Source organism: Mesorhizobium sp. M7A.F.Ca.MR.176.00.0.0 (assembly GCF_004023165.1).
Taxonomy (GTDB): domain Bacteria; phylum Pseudomonadota; class Alphaproteobacteria; order Rhizobiales; family Rhizobiaceae; genus Mesorhizobium.
Genome location: NZ_RZTC01000130.1, coordinates 1 through 15,663, shown reverse-complemented (window position 1 = coordinate 15,663; position 15,663 = coordinate 1). Strand labels below are relative to the sequence as shown.

The following is a 15,663-nucleotide window of genomic DNA, read 5'->3' as shown; positions in this document are numbered from 1 at the left end:
CGACGGGCCATCGTCAAGCTTGGCGGCAGCACGGCCCATGCGGCGGAGATGAAGAGTTGGATCGCAGCGCTGGCGGGTTCCAGGCTGCCGATCGTCATCGTGCCCGGCGGCGGCCTCTTTGCCGACCATGTGCGCGAGACGCAGACACGCATGGATTTTTCCGATACCGCCGCTCATGCCATGGCGATCCTGGCCATGGAACAGTTCGGCCATGTCATCCTCGACCGGGACGAAAGGCTGACGCCGGCACGGTCGCTGGACGAGATCGGGCGAGCGTTGGAGGCGGGCAAGGTTCCGGTGTGGCTGCCGTCGTCACTGGCACTGCCGGCGCTGGATGTTCCGGCCTCGTGGGACATTACCTCCGATTCTCTGGCCGCCTGGCTTGCAGGCAAGCTTGGCGCAAACGCGCTGTTGCTTATCAAGTAGACCGGTGCATTCTTCGACAGCGATACAGCTGACAGCCTGAGGACCCGAGGCATTGTCGACCCCGGCTTTGCCGCCATGCTGCCCGACGGCGTCGATTTCCATCTCGCCGGTCCGAAGGATGCTGCCGAGGCCGGCGCGATGCTCGCGTTGGGCAAGCTGCCCGGCACCAGGATCGTGGCTTCAACAGGGTCGTCGGCAAAGAAGGCGGGATAGCCGATGGTGAAGCTGCATGTGCCGCGCTGGGCATGGGTTTTGACGGGTTCCGGGCATTTCTTTACGGAGAGCTTCGCACTTGTTCGCCAACTCGAACATTGCGATGTCTTCGTGTCGAAGGCTGCCAACGAAGTGTTGCGCATGTACAAGCTCAAACTTGATCTCCCGGAGACGACGCGCGTGCTGCACGACAAGACCGCGAGTGCGATCCCTGTCGGCGAATTCTACCACGGTGTCTATCACACGGTCGTGGTGGCGCCGGCCACGTCCAACACGGTCGCCAAATGCGTGCATGGCATTTCCGATACGCTCGCCACCAATGTCTTTGCCCAAGCCGGAAAGTGCCGTGTGCCAGCCATCGTCTTTGCTTGCGACACCGCGCCGGAACTCGAGACCCAGGCACCGCACGGGCTGGTCAAGGTCTATCCGCGCAGGATCGACCTGGAAAATACCAAGCAGTTGAAGAGTTTCGAGCGGACCCAGGTGGTCGAATCGCTCGCTGATCTCGAAGCCTCGCTCACACGGCGCCGGGCCGAACTCGCAAGCGATGGCTGAGCGGCTGGTTTTTCTTACCGGCCATCTGGCCAAGGCGCGGCTGGAACGGCTGCTGGCCGGGCTGGGCAGAACCGCATTCGCGTGGGAAATCGTCGACGTCGGCGTCAAGGTCGCCGCGCTGATGAGCGAGGACATTGTGAAGCGTCGGCTCACTCTGACAGGAGACGTCGGCCGCGTCATCCTGCCCGGACGCTATCGGGGCAACATCGAGCACCTGTCGGAGCATTTCGGCGTGCCCTTTGTGCGCGGCCCCGACGAGATCGCTGACCTGCCGGCCTTCCTTGGCCGGGCGGGCAAACCGCCGGATCTGACGCGTCACGATATGCGCATCTTCGCCGAGATCGTCGATGCGCCGATGCTGTCGGTCGAGGCGCTGATGGCGAGGGCCTCGATGTTGGCCGCGGCCGGCGCCGATGTCATCGATCTGGGCTGCCTGCCGGAGACGCCGTTTCCATTGCTGCCGGAGGCTGTGCGAGCGCTCAAGGCACGGGGATTCATGGTCAGCGTCGATTCGGCCAGCGTGGACGAACTGACGATCGGGGCACGCGCCGGCGCGGACTATCTTCTCAGCCTCGATGAGAACACGCTGCCGTTGATCTTCGACCATAGGGCTACGGCAGTGTTGATACCGTCCACGCCCGGCGATCTGGATTCGCTCGGCCGGGCCATCGAAGCCGCTCAAAAGGCCGGCGTTGCCTTCATTGCCGATCCCGTGCTCGACCCGATCCATTTCGGCTTCGCCGTTTCACTCGGGCGCTTCATCGAGGCGCGGCGCCGCTGGCCGGACGCCGAATTGCTGATGGGTACCGGCAATCTCACCGAATTGACCGACGCGGACAGTTCCGGTGTTACGGCCGTTCTAGCGGGACTCTGCTCGGAACTCCGAATCCGAAACGTGCTGGCGGTGCATGTCAGCCCACACACGGTGCGGACGATCGAGGAGCACGATATCGCCCGCCGCATCATGTTGGCTGCTTGCACGGACGGCGCGTTGCCGCGCGGCTATCACCCAGGCCTGTTGCAGGTCCACGATCGCAAGCCTTTCACAGCCTCAGCCGACGATATCGAGGCATTGGCGGCCCAGGTGCGCGACGCCAACTTCCGGATCGCGGTAGCGGAGGACGGCATCCATGTTTTCAATAGCAAAGGGCATGCGGTTGCCACGGATGCGTTCGAACTTTTTGCCGGGCTGGACGTCAACGCCGATGGCGCACACGCTTTTTACCTCGGCGCGGAACTGATGAAAGCGGAGATCGCGTGGCGCCTCGGCAAGCGTTATGTGCAGGACGAACCGCTCGCATGGGGCGTTGCCGCGCCGGCTCCTGAAACCGACCGTACCCGTCTTGCCGAGCCGGGCAAGACGCTCCGCGCAAGGAAAGAGCGCTAGACCATGCCCTACATTCGCGAATCGATCATCACGACGGTCAACAAGGCAGGCAACGTCCACATCGCGCCGATAGGCATCATTGCCGAGAATGACGGCTGGGTGATTGCACCGTTCCGGCCGTCGGTCACGCTCGACAATCTCGCCGAAGTGCCATTCGCCATCGCCAATTATACCGACGACGTGCGTGTCTTTGCCGGCTGCCTGACAGGCCGCAAGCATTGGCCAACCGTTCCGGTTGACGGGTTTCCGGTGCCGAGGCTCGAGGCGGCGCTGGCGTATTCGGGCCTCCAAGTCCAGGCGGTCGATGACAATGGCGTGCGCCCCCGCCATTTCTGCCGCGTGGTGCAGGAGGAAGCGCTCGCGCCGTTCACCGGCCTCAACCGAGCTAAGGCGGCGGTGCTTGAGCTGGCCATCCTGGTTAGCCGGCTCGGCATGCTGCCGCGCGACAAGATCGAGGCGGAAATCGCCTACCTTTCGATTGCCATCGAAAAGACCGCAGGCGAGGGCGAAAAGGAAGCCTGGGGCTGGCTGATGCAGCGTGTCAGCGATCACTTGACCGCCAAAGGTTCCGGTAGCGAGGACGCGCGGGGTTAGGCCGAGCGCCGCACCCTGCTTACAACGGATATCCCGCCAAAAGCGCTACCGCGGACGCGGGGGCCGCGCTGCTCGCTTGCCCGCGAACGGTGTCATCGGCGGGGATGATGTCGGCGAAATCGACGTAGCTGCGTTCGCGTTCCATGCGTTCGGCCAGTCGCCTGATCTGCCAGCGACCGATTCCGGCCCCGACGATCGGGACATCCCGCGGCAAGGTCCCGGCAACCAGAGACGCTGCATCGTGCACTTTGCGCAGTTGCTGCTCGCTGAACCAGCGCGCGACTTCACCCCATTCCGGCGGGGTCAGGTCAGTGGCGTCGCGCCCCACCATGCGCGCCAGCCGCGCGATCGAGCCGTCCACGGTCTTTTCCTTGCCGTCGGCGGGAGGGTGCCTGTCGTCGTCCTCGTCGAGCACGCCCAGGATGCGATGCGCGTCGGCGATCGAGGCGAAATACTCGTTCATCAGCGGCGTTAGCCTGCCATGGATGGGAGCCGACGAGGCTACGCCGAACAGGAATGTCCTGGTAAAGCCGGTATAGACCAATTCGCCGCTTAGAAGCCGTCCGGCATCGGTGTAGCCGTCATTGGCCACGGCGCCGTTCTTGATGGCAATGATATCGGTGGTGGTGGAGCCCATGTCGACGAACAGGGCATCGCCGGCGAGTTTTGCCACCAACAAGGCTGTCGCGTGCCAATTGGCAGAAGCCACATCGGCGGCCAGCTGCGCTGCCCGCTCGACCCCGACGAAACCGGATGGTCCGGCATAGACCAGCTTTTTGTCGGTGGGGAAATGGGTGGAAATCTGACCCAGCAGAGCCGCTACGCCGACATCGCGGGACGGAAAGATATCCGACAGTTCGCCTGTCATTGTGAATGCGTTGAAATCCGCACCCGCGTAGATCGGGGCCGTTTCGTCGAGGGCTGAAGCCAGCTTGTGCAGCCCTTGCCAGAGCGGCGTTGCGATCGTTACCGCCTCGACGATGCGACCGTCTTGTGCGCGGGTCACCTTCAGATGCGCGCCGCCAATGTCGAAACCGGCAATGATGCCCTTTCTTTTTTCCACGCTTCAAGCTTTCATGACGGGGGCAATTGGTCGGTGAGAAAAGCGTTGCGTATCATTCCGGTTCTCGACCTGAAGGACGGCGTGGTGGTTCGCGCCCAGCAGGGAAAACGCGATCGCTACAGGCCGATCGTTACGCCGCTCAGCCGAAGTCCTGATGTCGTCGCGGTCGCTGAAGGACTGCGTGGGCTTTATCCTTTTTCGACCTTCTACATCGCAGATCTGGACGCTATCGAAGGCGGAGCGCCAAACAGCGACGCACTCGCCCGGCTGAGGACGATGGCGGAGCCGCCGGAACTTTGGGTCGATGCCGGCGTGGCCGACGAAAAGACCCTTTTGGCGGCGCTTGCCGAACGCTCGCTGTCTCCTGTTCTGGGCTCTGAATCGCAGCGGGACGACATGTTGCTGCGGCGTTTTTGCGATCATCCCGATCTCATCCTGTCCCTTGATTTCATCGGCGATAGTTTTTGCGGACCGCGTTCTCTTCTCGAAGAGCCCGAGCTTTGGCCGCAAAAGGTGATTGTCATGACGCTGGCCAAGGTCGGTGCGGCCGCCGGCCCTGACTTCGGGCTGCTGCAGGAGGTCAAGGCCAAGGCCGGAAATCGCGCCGTCATCGCGGCCGGCGGCATCCGAGATGAGGCCGACATCAGCGCCTTGTCCGCGATGGGTGTCGCCGCGGCGCTGGTTGCAACCTCATTGCACAACGCTACGCTCACACCCGGCCGCCTCGCGTCACTCGGCGCCTGATCATCGTTGCTCGTCGACTCCCGAAGGACGTGCGCCCTTCGGGAGGTGACGTTTCAAAAGCCCAGAACTTTTTTCAGCCGGCGCAACAGACCATCCGTCTCAGAAGAGGGTTTTTCCTGTGCGGGGCTGTCTCTTGTCTAGGCTGCGAACGGATGCTTGACCTTGTCGCGCTGGGCCGTTGCTTCGGCGGCGGTCGGGGTTCCTGCAACGGCGCGCTGGATAGCTTCCTTTGTCGCCTCGTAATTGTATTTCTGGATCTTGGCGTCGTCCGCCGCGTCCCAATGGATGAACACCCCGACGCAGATGAACACGTCGTCCGCTTCGTTGGCCGGAATGGTCCCGTCCGCAACGCTGTCCTGCACGGCCTTTGCCACGGCGTGCTGCGCCGGGCCGAACATCTGGACCGCCTGCTTGGCGCCCTTGATCGTGACCTTGTTGAACATCACGGTGTTGGGTTTGCATTGAAGATTGGGCGCGATCACCGCCAAAAGCGAAGTAAAGCCGTCCTTGTTGTTGGTAAGCGCGTTGCAGAATGCCGTTTCGACCGCGCTCCCCCGCGGGCCGATGAGCAGGTCGACATGCGCGACCTCGTTGCCGTCTCCCACCAGCGATTCACCGACCATAACCTTTGATATTTTTGCCATGCCAATTTCCTCCAAGACACAATTATGATGTCCACGGACGCTGCAACCGAGCAGGCGCTCGATGGACAGCTATCCTTGTTGGCAGCGTCCGGATTTGCCCGGACCGGTTGGCTAGATAGCCGCGGAAGCACAGCTTCCGCTTTTGGAAGTCAAGCACCAACGCCGCGATTATGCAAGGTGAGGGCGAGGGTGTGGACTAAAAGAGTAGCCACGGTGAGGTCGGCCGAGGTGCCGGGATTGATGTTGTCGGCCTTCAGCCGGCGGTCGAACTCCATGAGCAGGCGAATGCGCGACGGCTCGTCGCCCTCGGCATGGAGCGCCGCCTGGACGGCAACGGCTTCCTGCCGCGCTTGATTTGCGACGTCAACGCCGTGCTTGCGCATCACATGGCTGTCGGGGAAGCCGGCGAGAAACGCCATGTAAACGAACACCGTCGGCCACATGCCGGTTTCTTCGCGTGCCAACGCTCCATCCAGCGCGGCGAGCCCGACCCCGAACACGTCGCCGAAACAGTTGCCGTACTGGCGGGCGATCATGTCGCGGTCGGCGGCCTCCCGCATCGCGTCCAGCAAATGGACCTTCGGCTCCTGCCGCACATCGTTGGCGGCTTCTCCGAGGCCGCCTGGCGCGGCCGTGACGATCGCCTCGAATACCGCCTTGGTATCCTGCACGCTCAAAGCCCGAAGCAGCGAGTCGAGATTGTCTCGCAGTCTGTCACCACCCATTTCGGCGGCGCATATCAGAGGTCCTGTGAGAAGGATGATTCCGAGATTGGTATTGGTTTCGACCGCCAGTCGTGTCGCGCGCACCGCCTCCAGCATGCGCTGTCCGACCGGCAGACGAGGATCGGTCAGCGGCCCGGAGGAAACCTCCGCACTTGTCATGAACTGGGCGGCGGACATTCCGTGTCCGTCGGCGAACAGATGGACGTTGCCCGGTTTGAGGGCTTCGATCTCCATCCTGCAGGCATCCTTGTAGCTGGCCCGGAGGTATTCACGCGAAAGCGCCACCCTACCGGCTCTCACGAATTCGCAGGCGCGGCAAAACGATAGGGCCGCGGCGCGGCGGCCGCTTCGGCGCGGTCGGCCAGGAGTTTCAGCAAGGCATCGGCGATTGCCTCGGCGATGTTCACGGCGACCACCGATTGCAATCCCGACCAGGCGGGCATGCTGTTCACTTCGAGTATGAACAGATTGCCGTCGTCAGCCCGCACGATGTCCACGCCGGCAAAATCCGCGCCGACCGCGGCTGACGCGGCGACAGCCAGCGAGGCCAGTTCCGCCTTGCCATATTCGGAAACCTGTTCCGGCACGCCGCCCCGGTTGACGTTCGTGATCCAGTCGTCGCTGATGCGGCTCATCATCGCCACGGTCTCGCCGGCGCAGACAAAGACGCGAAAATCCCGGAAAGGCGGACCGGCACGCGACACATATCGCTGAAGGTAGTAGACGCTGTTCACCTCTTCTGCAGCCGGCAGGTCCGAGAGCGTGCGGATCAGCTTTATCCCGCGGCCCTGCGCGCCGAACAAGGGTTTCAGCACCAGCGGCCCCCGCGGAAGTTCTTGCGCCGCGATCTCCTCGGCGACGGCAAGGCCTTCCACGGCAAAGGTGCGTGGCGTAGGCAGGCCGGCATTTTTCAAGAGGAATGTCGTCATCGACTTGTCGACGCAGCGCTCGATCGCCTGCGCGGAATTCCACACGGGAACCGACAGTCTGCTTAACGCGTGCAGCATGCCGAGGCGCCGGGTAATCGCTTCGAACGATCCGGCGGCGATCGAACGGACGAGCACGGCGTCGGGCAGCGTGCCGCCGAAGCCGGGGATCGAAAGTCCGCTCGGGCTGCTGGTGTCGAATGCGATCGCTGCCAGCGGCACGGCTGCAACGGCGGCGCCCCGCCGACCAAGCCCTGCCGCCAGGCCGTTGGAGCCGGTGTCCACCTTGTCGCTGACGATCAGGATGCGAGGGATCATGTGGCGCCTCGGGTACGGGAACGGAGGCGCGAGCGATTCCGCGCCCCCATGGCCGCGTCCGCGGCAGGGCTGCACGAAATGCAGTCGTCGGGCAGGCGAATGACGGACGAATCCCTTTGCACCGCCATCCTCTTAGCCGAGACTCCGTTCGAGCATTTTCAGATCACGCCGACCGGCGCGAAACGTATCGCCGGTTTCGATCGCTGTCACGATCACTTCGGCCGGGCTGAACAGCAGCGGGTCGATGGCATAGAAATCGCCCTTGAACCGCGTGAAGATCTCGGCGAAGGGTTGGCCATAGTCCCGTGAGGCGTTGCTTGGGAGTTTTTCCGCGAGTTTGCCAGCTTCTTTCGCCGATCCTTTCACGAAGAGCTGCACGCTGCCGCCATAGATGATGGCATCGTTGGTTCGGCCCATAGCGGTCAGGAAATCCGGATGGGGGGCGGGGATCGGAGCCGTTCCGATGCCATCGACAACGTTCTCCAGCGGGAATTTGAGATCGTTGATCTTGTGCAGGGCAACCTCGAGCGCGCGCGCAACGATCTGCACGCCGCCGGCAAGACTTTGTGTCGGCGCATAGAGGAAGGTGAGCTTTTCCGCCGCCAGTCCAGTTGCCTTGCCCACTTTCTCAACGATCGCGCGGGGAGGCGGTTCGGCCGTCTCAAGGATAAGCACTGCGGACGATGCGATGTCGCGATAGGAAAGTGTTTCGAACAGCGGCTCGACCCGGGCGAGGGCGCGCGCCGGTCCAGATCCCATGGCGAAATAGTCCTGGCCAGACAGGTTCCAGCCCGCATATTGGCTGCCCAGGCAGGCTAGCACCGGTTGCGAAGATCGCGCTTCGACGGTGAACGGCCATTGCTGTGACGCACGATCCATGAACACCGAAACGCTGCCGAGACCGCCCATCGCGGCCTCGGCCATGCGCAGCCCGGCTTCGACGCTGCCTACGGTCTTGGCACCGGCATCGATCAGGCGCTCGCCCAATGGCCCCCTGGAAACGACGATGCGCAGGCGTTCGGCGTCGCCGATCATGCCGTCAACGATGCGCTGTGCATTGTCGTTCAGGAATGCCGAACCGTCTTTCATGTCCGGTCTCCTTCCCATTGGAGTTGCAATTGACTGGCTTGTCCCTTGATGAGTCGCTTGGTCGATTGGGCGCTCGGCCCGCGCGCGAAGACCGTGCAGACAGGGTCGCCGGCAATCAGACGGGTGCCAGCCGACTGCTGGTCCGCTGTCCATTCAGGCCAGGCGATCGACGGAAAGTGAGTGATTGGCGTCGCGGCGTAAGTCACCATCGACGCCATCGAATCGACGAAGCGCGGCAAGCGGAAGACCTGACCCGTCGCGGCGCGCAGATGCGCTTCGATCAATGGCGCGTCGACATCGTCGAAAATGTCGAGGGTGGCGCCCGGCCTCGGATTGATCTCGATGAACTTGTAGCCGTCCGGCCCGCGGATGAGATCGGCGCTGCACAATCCAATCAGGCCGGCGCGCCGCGTCAGACTTGAGAGCCAACCGCCGATCACCGCCGCCTGTCTGCGATCGAAGCGTCTCAACCGCACGGCGCCCCCGTAGCGATAGGGCGCTGTCGGGGAGGGGGACGTCCATTGTTGGCTGAAGCCCACGACGTGCGCGGTTTGCCCGTTGCCGACGAACAGGGCCGAGATGCTGCGTCCGGCAACGAAGCGCTGGAAGTAGCGGCCGGCGGTCGGGCTTTCTCCGGCTGCTCGTCTGACGTGCCCGCCGCCGGCGCCGCCCGCGGTCTTGACCACCCAGTTCTCCGGATCAGGCGGCTGGTCCCATCGCAATTGCGGATGCGGGATGCCAAGTTCGGCGCAATCATCGGCCAGCAACTGCGGATCCTTGATCCTGCGGATCGCGGCGCCGCCGTTGCCTGCGAGCGGAAAGTGTCGCGCGATCTCCTCCACGGTCTCAGGCATCCGCTCAAACCCTGAGCCCAGGATAATGGCGACCGGCAGGTCGTCGCCAGCCAATCGCCGAAGCGTGTCGACGATGCGCTCGCCGTCGATGCCCCTCTGCAGGTCGCCCGGCAGCATCGTCGCGCGTCCTGCGAGCGCGACGGTGTCCGTATCGCAAAAGAAATCGGCAACCAGCGGACGATAGCCGGCGCGGCGCGCGGCGGCGGCCAGCGCCCGGCCTGAAATTGCCGCGATCAAGAGAGATCCGGCGTTACTTGGCAATCTCGCGTGCAAGGGAAAACGCTTCCTGAAAATCGAGCGTGATCGTCTTTTCGGATTCGATCATTCTTTTGAAGAGACCGAATTCGACCTTATATTTGACATTGCCAATGGCAAGCGGACCAATGCCGACAGCTTTTGCCGCTTCGAGTGGATCACCATTGGCATTGACGGCCAATCCTTCGATACCGGCCGGGGGAACGGCATTGACGTCGGCCGCAATAAGCAGGTCATTGCCTTGCAATTGGGCTTTGGAGACCACCTGGACGCCAGCTTTGGCGCAAGCCAGGATAATTTCGTTTGCCTCGACCAGCTTTGTCTTGCGTGCGTCGCTCGATCCGTCAGCGGCATCGACGATGATGTTGAATCTGCTTTCGATCTCGGCCGCGATCTGCTTGACCCTCTCGATGCCGTCATGGCCGACAAGTGTGACCCGGGCACCTTCCCCTGCCGCGATGACGGCGGTGCAGAAGCCGACGACGCCGGTGGCACCGAAAACAGCTACCCTCGTATCCCTGAGCGCACGCTGCAATTTCTTCTCCAGCGCCTTTTCGACCTTGGCCACCATCGCCGCGGCCGTGGTGAACGAGCCGGCCGGATCGGCAAACACCGAAACCTGGAAAGGCGGCACCATCGCCTTCTTCGCGGCGTCGAACATGTCGAGCGCCAACGAGGCGTCCTTCCCGGCGATGAAGATGCCGGTGTCGACACCCGCATCCGGGGGGCGCGAAAAGATCGCGTCCTGGACCAAGCCTGTCACTTCGGCGAGGCTTACATCAACATAGGGGACGACGGCGTCGAAACCTGCGTCGAGCGCCATGTTCACGTCGAAGGGGCTCATCTGCTTCAACGGTGTCAGCATGTGCAGGATGTGTTTGCGGGCCATTTCTTGCCTTTCTGCCTGAAACGGGAGCGTCAGCTGCCGACGAGATTCAGCCTGGTTGAGCTGATCTTCGCGCCGGAGTTCCTGCCCTTGACGATCTTGATCTCAAGGCCGTCCTCAATTGTCGTCTTCCGAACCGCGTCGACGAACTTGAGTGCGGCGTCATGTGATGGCGCGAAGGCAAAGCCTGTCGGCCCCCAGGAGCTCTGGCCGATGCCGACGGCGCCTGCTTCATTGAGACGGTGGGCCGCCATCTCGACCCGCTTCGAGGTGAACACGCCGCCCTGCGCCGGGGCGAAATGGCTGCCGATCAGCATCTGTATCGCGGTGACGGCGGCGCCGAATGCCGGAAGGTCCCGCTCGACCAAAGCCGGCATAATGCCCATCAGCACCCTCCGGCAGATCTCCCCACTGCCTGCCATTGGGAATGGCGGCAGCGAACGAAACGCCTCGACCTCGGCAGCGCCATGCAGTCCATGCCCGGAATGGTCGAGGATGAGGATGACGCGCCACTCTTCCGGAAACGGCAGCCGCGCGACGACCGGAGGCGTTCCGCCGCGGTCGTTCTTGCCGGCGTCGACTATGACGCCGCCATCTTCGAAACTTGCGATGCCGATGCCGGACCGGCCGCCCCGCTCGAGCAGGCTCGCGTCGCCGGCGATATCCAGCGGCAAATTATGGAGAGTGCGCAACGCCGAGGCGACGGCAAGGGCGATCTGCGTGCCGGACCCCAGACCCGCATGACTGGGGATCGACTGCTCGACCACCAGATGGTGCTGGCCGCGAATGCCGAGATGCTTGCAGAGCGTCGACAGATGCTCGCTGGCGCGGGTGCTCTCGGAGCCTTCGACGATGGTCTCGCCGGATCGCGACAGGGTGACGACGGTTTCGGGTTCGCTCAATGGAAGCCCGACGCTGCCGAACCGCCGTCCGGCATCGCCATTAAGATCAAGGAAGCCAAGGTGCAGGCGAGCGGGCACTCGTATGGTAACAGAATTCGACATCTGCCCCCCGATGGGTGCATCATGGATGCATCATGGAAGTTTAGGTGCCCGGTACCATGATAACTGTTTTCGTCGATGGAGCAAGCCAAAGAGAATGCATCCAGGTGTTTGCCGGCTCCGGCGTGTAGACAGACCGAGCAATTCGCGGAGGTCGAGATGAACGAGACAGTCAAGGAAAAGGTCTATTCGGAAGCCGAGATCGCCGAGCGGCTTGAGAAGGAGCTGCCAAAATGGCGCTACGAAAACGGCTGGATCCGGCGCAAATACAAGACCCACAGCTGGAAATCGACGCTGATGGTCATCAACACGGTTGGCCATCTCGCCGAGGCGGCGTGGCACCATCCCGATATCACCGCCTCCTATGCCTGGGTCGAGGTGCGCCTGATGAACCACGCGGCGAAAGGCATTACCGACAAGGATTTCGAGTTGGCGAAAAAGATCGAGGATGTTGTCCAGTGGCAGCCGGCCAAGGAAGGCGGGGCGCTGGAGGGCACTCCGCTGACCGATCAACGCTTCGCTTACGTCAAATATGACTAAGCAGGGTCGGAATTTGTTGATAGCGTATGAAAACATTCGCTGATCCGCTGCAAGGTGGGGTTCACGGCCAATCCAGTTTCGTCTAGGATCGTGGCGGCACCAGAAAGTAGTTTAGCGAATGGCGGTTGCTTGGATCGGCAACCGGGAAGCGCTGATTGAGCGCGCGGCTGCGCATGCCGCGTCGCTACTGTCGTCAAGTCGGTGCCCGGTTTTCAGCTTTGATACGGATATAGACGGCACGAGGGCGGCGATCGCGCTGGCTGAGAGGGCTGGCGCGGCATACGACCATGCCGATGGCGCGGCACTTGCCCGGGAGACTGCGCTTTTTACGGACAAGGGGGCAATGACCGTCGCCCCCGGAGAGACGCGCCGGCGTGCCGATGTCGTGGTGATCGTGGGCGAGCTCCCGCGGATCCATCATGGTCTTGTTGGCGAACTCGCCGGGACGGTTCCCGACCTCTCGACCGTGAACCAGCGCGCGTTCTTCGTGGTAGGCCCGAACGGGATGTCTGTGCCGCCGCTGAACGGCGGGCGCGAGGCAACGCGACTTTCCTGTGGCCAAGCTAGCCTCGCCGCCACGCTGGCGGCACTGAGAGCACAGTACAAAGGGCGGCGTACATCGCAACCGGTGTCGAATTTCAATGATTTCGCCAAAGCTCTGGCGGCCGCGCGTTTTCCCGTGTTCCTGTTTTCAGGCCACGCCGCCGAAGGCCTGGCATTGGAGATGCTGCAAGGACTGATCGCCGATCTCAATCGCAACTCGCGCGCATCCGGCCTTCATCTGCCGGCGAACGAAAACGGCTGGGGTAGCACGCTCGCCTCGGCCTGGATGACAGGTTTTCCGCTGCGCACCGGCTTTGCGCGCGGCTTCCCGGAATTCGATCCCTGGCGCTGCGATGTGGCGCGCATGATCGCTGCCGGCGAAGCCGACCTGCACCTGCGGATCTCCGCCGCAACGGCCCAACCGAAGGAAAAAAAGCGCCGCATGGCACTGATTGCGTTGACGAAAACGCAAGAGCCGGTTGCCGGTGCCGCAGTCACCATCGCCATCGGCGAGGCTGGGCTTGATCACGATGCGGTTGTCTATTCCAGCCGCACGGGCTCGCTCAGGTCGACCGAGGCGCAAGCGGCCTCGCAATTGCCCTCCGCCGCGACGATCATCCGCCTGATCGCTACCCACGCTTTCGCCGAGCCACTGCCATGCTGACGAAAATCGCCGGCGGCGACATCATCGATCCCGTCAACGGCCGTCTCGGCAAAGGCGACCTCTGGATCAAGGACGACAAGATCGTCCCGGCGCCGGCGGGAGGGGCGGCCGACCGGACCATAGAAGCCAGCGGCTGCATCGTGATGGCTGGCGCCATCGACATCCACTCCCACATCGGTGGCGGCAATGTGAACACCGCGCGGCTGCTCTTGCCCGAACAGCATGCCGCCCATCAGCTGAGGCCAGCAACGACGCCGCTCTCCAATGCCGGCTGGTCGACGTTCCAGACGGGCTGCCTCTACGCAAAGATGGGCTTTACGACGGTGGTCGAGCCGGCGATGTCGCCGGGAGCGGCGCTTCACACGCATCTCGAACTGGCTGACATCCCGATCATCGACAAAGCAACCCTTGCCATTCTCGGCAATGACGATTTCCTTCTGTCGATGATCCGCGATGACGCCCCCTCCACGATGATCGAGGACTATGTCGCCTGGACGGTCGCTTCGACGCGAGCGCTTGGGGTCAAGGTGATCAACGCCGGTGCGGCGGCCGCCTTCAAGGAGAACGTCCGCACCTTCTCGCTGGACGATGTCGTGCCTTCCTATGGCGTCAGTTCGCGCAAGATCGTCAAGACGCTGCAGGCCGCCGTCGACAGTCTTGGCCTGCCGCATCCCCTGCATGTCCATTGCAACAATCTGGGCAGCCCCGGATCGGCGAATACGGCGGCTGCGACGATCGCAGCGGCGGATGGGCTGCCGCTGCATCTCGCCCACCTCCAGTTCTATGGCTATGGCACGGAAGGAAAACGTGGGTTTTCCTCTGCCGCCGCACGGCTTGCCGAACTGGTCAACGCGACGCCGGAAGTCACCATCGATATCGGCCAGGTCATGTTCGGCCAGACGGTCACGGTCTCCTCCGACGTCATGCGGCAGTTTTCGGCGCGTGGCAGCGCGCACCCGAAAAAGACCGTCATTCATGATGGTGACGGCAATGGCGGCGGCATCGTGCCCTACAGCTATGGCAAGGACTTCTACGGCACGATGCAGTGGGCGATCGGGCTCGAGCTTTTTCTCCTGATCGACGATCCCTGGCGTGTGTTCTTCACCACCGATCATCCCAACGGTGCACCTTTTACGGCTTATCCGGCGCTGTTCGAACTGCTGATGAGCCGGGAAGCGCGCGCCGAAATGACCGCTGGACTTTCACGATCCGCCCTGGCGCTCTCTACCCTGGCCGCAATCGACCGCGAATACACGTTCGAGGAAATCGCCATCATGACGCGCGCGGCGCCGGCCAAGCTGCTTGGCTTGACGGATCGAGGCCATCTCGGCGCCGGTGCAACAGCCGACATCGCTGTCTATCGCAGGGACCGCAGTATCGCGAAAATGCTCGGACAAGCGGCGTATGTTTTCAAGGATGGCGATCTCGTCGTGCAAGACGGGGAAATCATCCATTACCGCTGGGGCAAGGCATTGAGGCTCAAGCCGCCTGTCGACAAGGCAATGGTGCGACGGCTCGAGGACTATCACCAGCAGCGCTACGGCCTGTCGCTGGACTGGTTCAATTTTCCGGATTCCGCGATTGCGCGCGAACAGCCATTCGGCGAGGTGCCATGCCGAACATGAGCGTCAATGGGGTAACGATCGACGATACCTTCGCCGAAGCCTTCGGCATGCGCGCGACCGCCATCGTCATCACCGCGCCGAGCCGGAAATGGGCTCGCCAGGCGGCGATCACGATGACCGGTTTCGCCACCTCGGTGATCGGTTGCGGCTGCGAAGCGGCAATCGATCTCGACCTGCCGCCATCGGCCACACCGGATGGCCGGCCCGGCTGTCGCGTCATGATTTTCGCGATGGGGACGGACGAATTGCAGAAGCAACTGCTCAATCGTGTCGGCCAGTGCGTTTTGACCTCGCCGGGTTCCGCCTGCTTTGCCGGGCTGCAAGGCAGCGCCGAGCTCAAGCTCGGTTCGGCGCTGCGTTATTTCGGCGACGGCTGGCAAATCTCCAAGAAGATCGGCGACAGGCATTTCTGGCGTATTCCCGTCATGGATGGCGAGTTCCTGTGCGAAGCAACGACCGGACTGACGAAGGAAGCTGTCGGTGGCGGCAATTTCTTTGTCATGGCGCAAAACAGCGCCAACGCTTTGGCCGCTGCCGAGGCCGCGGTCGCTGCGATCGGCATGGTGCCTGGCGCCATCGTGCCGTTTCCGGGCGGCATTGCCCGTTCGGGT

Annotated in this window: 18 protein-coding genes; 10 read left to right on the top strand and 8 right to left on the bottom strand. The window is 62.9% G+C overall.

Annotation, left to right across the window (positions count from 1 at the left end; translation table 11 throughout):
- The 5 genes from EOB59_RS29550 to EOB59_RS29535 all read left to right on the top strand — a co-directional run.
- Positions 1 to 426 (top strand): dihydroneopterin aldolase (locus EOB59_RS29550; protein WP_164895782.1); only part of this gene is annotated, 426 nt, incomplete at its 5' end.
- 75 nt (positions 427 to 501) lie between these two features.
- Positions 502 to 639: a hypothetical protein gene (locus EOB59_RS35400; protein WP_164895781.1), complete on the top strand. Its 138-nt coding sequence runs from the start codon at positions 502 to 504 to the stop codon at positions 637 to 639.
- Between the two features lie 3 nt (positions 640 to 642).
- Positions 643 to 1,194 (top strand): flavoprotein, encoded by a 552-nt coding sequence (locus tag EOB59_RS29545; protein WP_128289848.1) that lies wholly within the window; start codon positions 643 to 645, stop codon positions 1,192 to 1,194.
- The gene (locus tag EOB59_RS29540) at positions 1,187 to 2,581 is read left to right on the top strand and encodes a DUF6513 domain-containing protein (protein ID WP_128289847.1); all 1,395 of its coding nucleotides are present in this window, start codon (positions 1,187 to 1,189) and stop codon (positions 2,579 to 2,581) included. The genes EOB59_RS29545 and EOB59_RS29540 overlap by 8 nt, the downstream gene beginning before the upstream one ends.
- Before the next feature lie 3 nt (positions 2,582 to 2,584).
- On the top strand, positions 2,585 to 3,175 hold the full coding sequence (locus tag EOB59_RS29535) for a DUF447 domain-containing protein (protein WP_128289846.1): 591 nt from the start codon (positions 2,585 to 2,587) through the stop codon (positions 3,173 to 3,175).
- Between the two features lie 19 nt (positions 3,176 to 3,194).
- Here the strand turns inward: EOB59_RS29535 and EOB59_RS29530 are convergent, their stop codons facing one another.
- The gene (locus EOB59_RS29530; protein ID WP_128289845.1) at positions 3,195 to 4,238 is read right to left on the bottom strand and encodes a hydantoinase/oxoprolinase family protein; all 1,044 of its coding nucleotides are present in this window, start codon (positions 4,236 to 4,238) and stop codon (positions 3,195 to 3,197) included.
- A gap of 45 nt (positions 4,239 to 4,283) precedes the next feature.
- Between EOB59_RS29530 and EOB59_RS29525 the strand changes: the two genes are divergently transcribed.
- Entirely contained in the window at positions 4,284 to 4,982 is a 699-nt protein-coding gene (locus EOB59_RS29525) for a HisA/HisF-related TIM barrel protein (protein ID WP_164895780.1), read from the top strand.
- 137 nt (positions 4,983 to 5,119) lie between these two features.
- Here EOB59_RS29525 and fae read toward each other — a convergent pair whose 3' ends face one another.
- The 7 genes from fae to EOB59_RS29490 form a co-directional block, all read right to left on the bottom strand.
- A complete protein-coding gene (gene fae / locus EOB59_RS29520) occupies positions 5,120 to 5,626 on the bottom strand; it encodes a formaldehyde-activating enzyme (protein WP_013532036.1) in 507 nt (168 codons plus the stop codon).
- Between the two features lie 149 nt (positions 5,627 to 5,775).
- Complete coding sequence (locus EOB59_RS29515; RefSeq protein WP_128289843.1) at positions 5,776 to 6,636, bottom strand: triphosphoribosyl-dephospho-CoA synthase; 861 nt, start codon at positions 6,634 to 6,636, stop codon at positions 5,776 to 5,778.
- 11 nt (positions 6,637 to 6,647) lie between these two features.
- Entirely contained in the window at positions 6,648 to 7,595 is a 948-nt protein-coding gene (locus tag EOB59_RS29510; protein WP_128289842.1) for a RimK family alpha-L-glutamate ligase, read from the bottom strand.
- A 132-nt stretch (positions 7,596 to 7,727) separates the two neighbouring features.
- Complete coding sequence (gene mch, locus EOB59_RS29505; RefSeq protein ID WP_128289841.1) at positions 7,728 to 8,684, bottom strand: methenyltetrahydromethanopterin cyclohydrolase; 957 nt, start codon at positions 8,682 to 8,684, stop codon at positions 7,728 to 7,730.
- On the bottom strand, positions 8,681 to 9,775 hold the full coding sequence (locus EOB59_RS29500) for an ATP-grasp domain-containing protein (protein WP_128289840.1): 1,095 nt from the start codon (positions 9,773 to 9,775) through the stop codon (positions 8,681 to 8,683). Before EOB59_RS29500 ends, mch begins: the two co-directional genes overlap by 4 nt.
- A 13-nt stretch (positions 9,776 to 9,788) precedes the next feature.
- The gene (locus tag EOB59_RS29495; RefSeq protein ID WP_127397428.1) at positions 9,789 to 10,682 is read right to left on the bottom strand and encodes an NAD(P)-dependent methylenetetrahydromethanopterin dehydrogenase; all 894 of its coding nucleotides are present in this window, start codon (positions 10,680 to 10,682) and stop codon (positions 9,789 to 9,791) included.
- 29 nt (positions 10,683 to 10,711) lie between these two features.
- Positions 10,712 to 11,683, bottom strand: a complete 972-nt coding sequence (locus tag EOB59_RS29490; RefSeq protein ID WP_127397427.1) for a beta-ribofuranosylaminobenzene 5'-phosphate synthase family protein — start codon at positions 11,681 to 11,683, stop codon at positions 10,712 to 10,714.
- A gap of 156 nt (positions 11,684 to 11,839) precedes the next feature.
- Here EOB59_RS29490 and EOB59_RS29485 point away from each other — a divergent pair, with 156 nt between their 5' ends.
- The 4 genes from EOB59_RS29485 to EOB59_RS29470 all read left to right on the top strand — a co-directional run.
- Complete coding sequence (locus tag EOB59_RS29485) at positions 11,840 to 12,220, top strand: 4a-hydroxytetrahydrobiopterin dehydratase (protein WP_027036898.1); 381 nt, start codon at positions 11,840 to 11,842, stop codon at positions 12,218 to 12,220.
- A gap of 343 nt (positions 12,221 to 12,563) precedes the next feature.
- On the top strand, positions 12,564 to 13,427 hold the full coding sequence (locus EOB59_RS29480) for a tungsten formylmethanofuran dehydrogenase (protein ID WP_245270310.1): 864 nt from the start codon (positions 12,564 to 12,566) through the stop codon (positions 13,425 to 13,427).
- Positions 13,421 to 15,052, top strand: coding sequence for a formylmethanofuran dehydrogenase subunit A (locus tag EOB59_RS29475; protein ID WP_127810594.1), 1,632 nt, complete (start codon positions 13,421 to 13,423; stop codon positions 15,050 to 15,052). The genes EOB59_RS29480 and EOB59_RS29475 overlap by 7 nt, the downstream gene beginning before the upstream one ends.
- The coding region (locus tag EOB59_RS29470; protein WP_128289839.1) for a formylmethanofuran--tetrahydromethanopterin N-formyltransferase at positions 15,040 to 15,663 on the top strand (624 nt) is incomplete at its 3' end. The genes EOB59_RS29475 and EOB59_RS29470, both read left to right, overlap by 13 nt.

Bases quoted from the DNA above. Each gene is read 5' to 3' on its own strand.
- fae (WP_013532036.1), bottom strand. From the start codon at position 5,626: ATGGCAAAAATATCAAAGGTTATGGTCGGTGAATCGCTGGTGGGAGAC.
- EOB59_RS29510 (WP_128289842.1), bottom strand. From the start codon at position 7,595: ATGATCCCTCGCATCCTGATCGTCAGCGACAAGGTGGACACCGGCTCC.
- EOB59_RS29475 (WP_127810594.1), top strand. From the start codon at position 13,421: ATGCTGACGAAAATCGCCGGCGGCGACATCATCGATCCCGTCAACGGC.
- mch (WP_128289841.1), bottom strand. From the start codon at position 8,684: ATGAAAGACGGTTCGGCATTCCTGAACGACAATGCACAGCGCATCGTT.
- EOB59_RS29495 (WP_127397428.1), bottom strand. From the start codon at position 10,682: ATGGCCCGCAAACACATCCTGCACATGCTGACACCGTTGAAGCAGATG.
- EOB59_RS29490 (WP_127397427.1), bottom strand. From the start codon at position 11,683: ATGTCGAATTCTGTTACCATACGAGTGCCCGCTCGCCTGCACCTTGGC.
- EOB59_RS29545 (WP_128289848.1), top strand. From the start codon at position 643: ATGGTGAAGCTGCATGTGCCGCGCTGGGCATGGGTTTTGACGGGTTCC.
- EOB59_RS29535 (WP_128289846.1), top strand. From the start codon at position 2,585: ATGCCCTACATTCGCGAATCGATCATCACGACGGTCAACAAGGCAGGC.
- EOB59_RS35400 (WP_164895781.1), top strand. From the start codon at position 502: ATGCTGCCCGACGGCGTCGATTTCCATCTCGCCGGTCCGAAGGATGCT.
- EOB59_RS29485 (WP_027036898.1), top strand. From the start codon at position 11,840: ATGAACGAGACAGTCAAGGAAAAGGTCTATTCGGAAGCCGAGATCGCC.
- EOB59_RS29480 (WP_245270310.1), top strand. From the start codon at position 12,564: ATGACCGTCGCCCCCGGAGAGACGCGCCGGCGTGCCGATGTCGTGGTG.
- EOB59_RS29540 (WP_128289847.1), top strand. From the start codon at position 1,187: ATGGCTGAGCGGCTGGTTTTTCTTACCGGCCATCTGGCCAAGGCGCGG.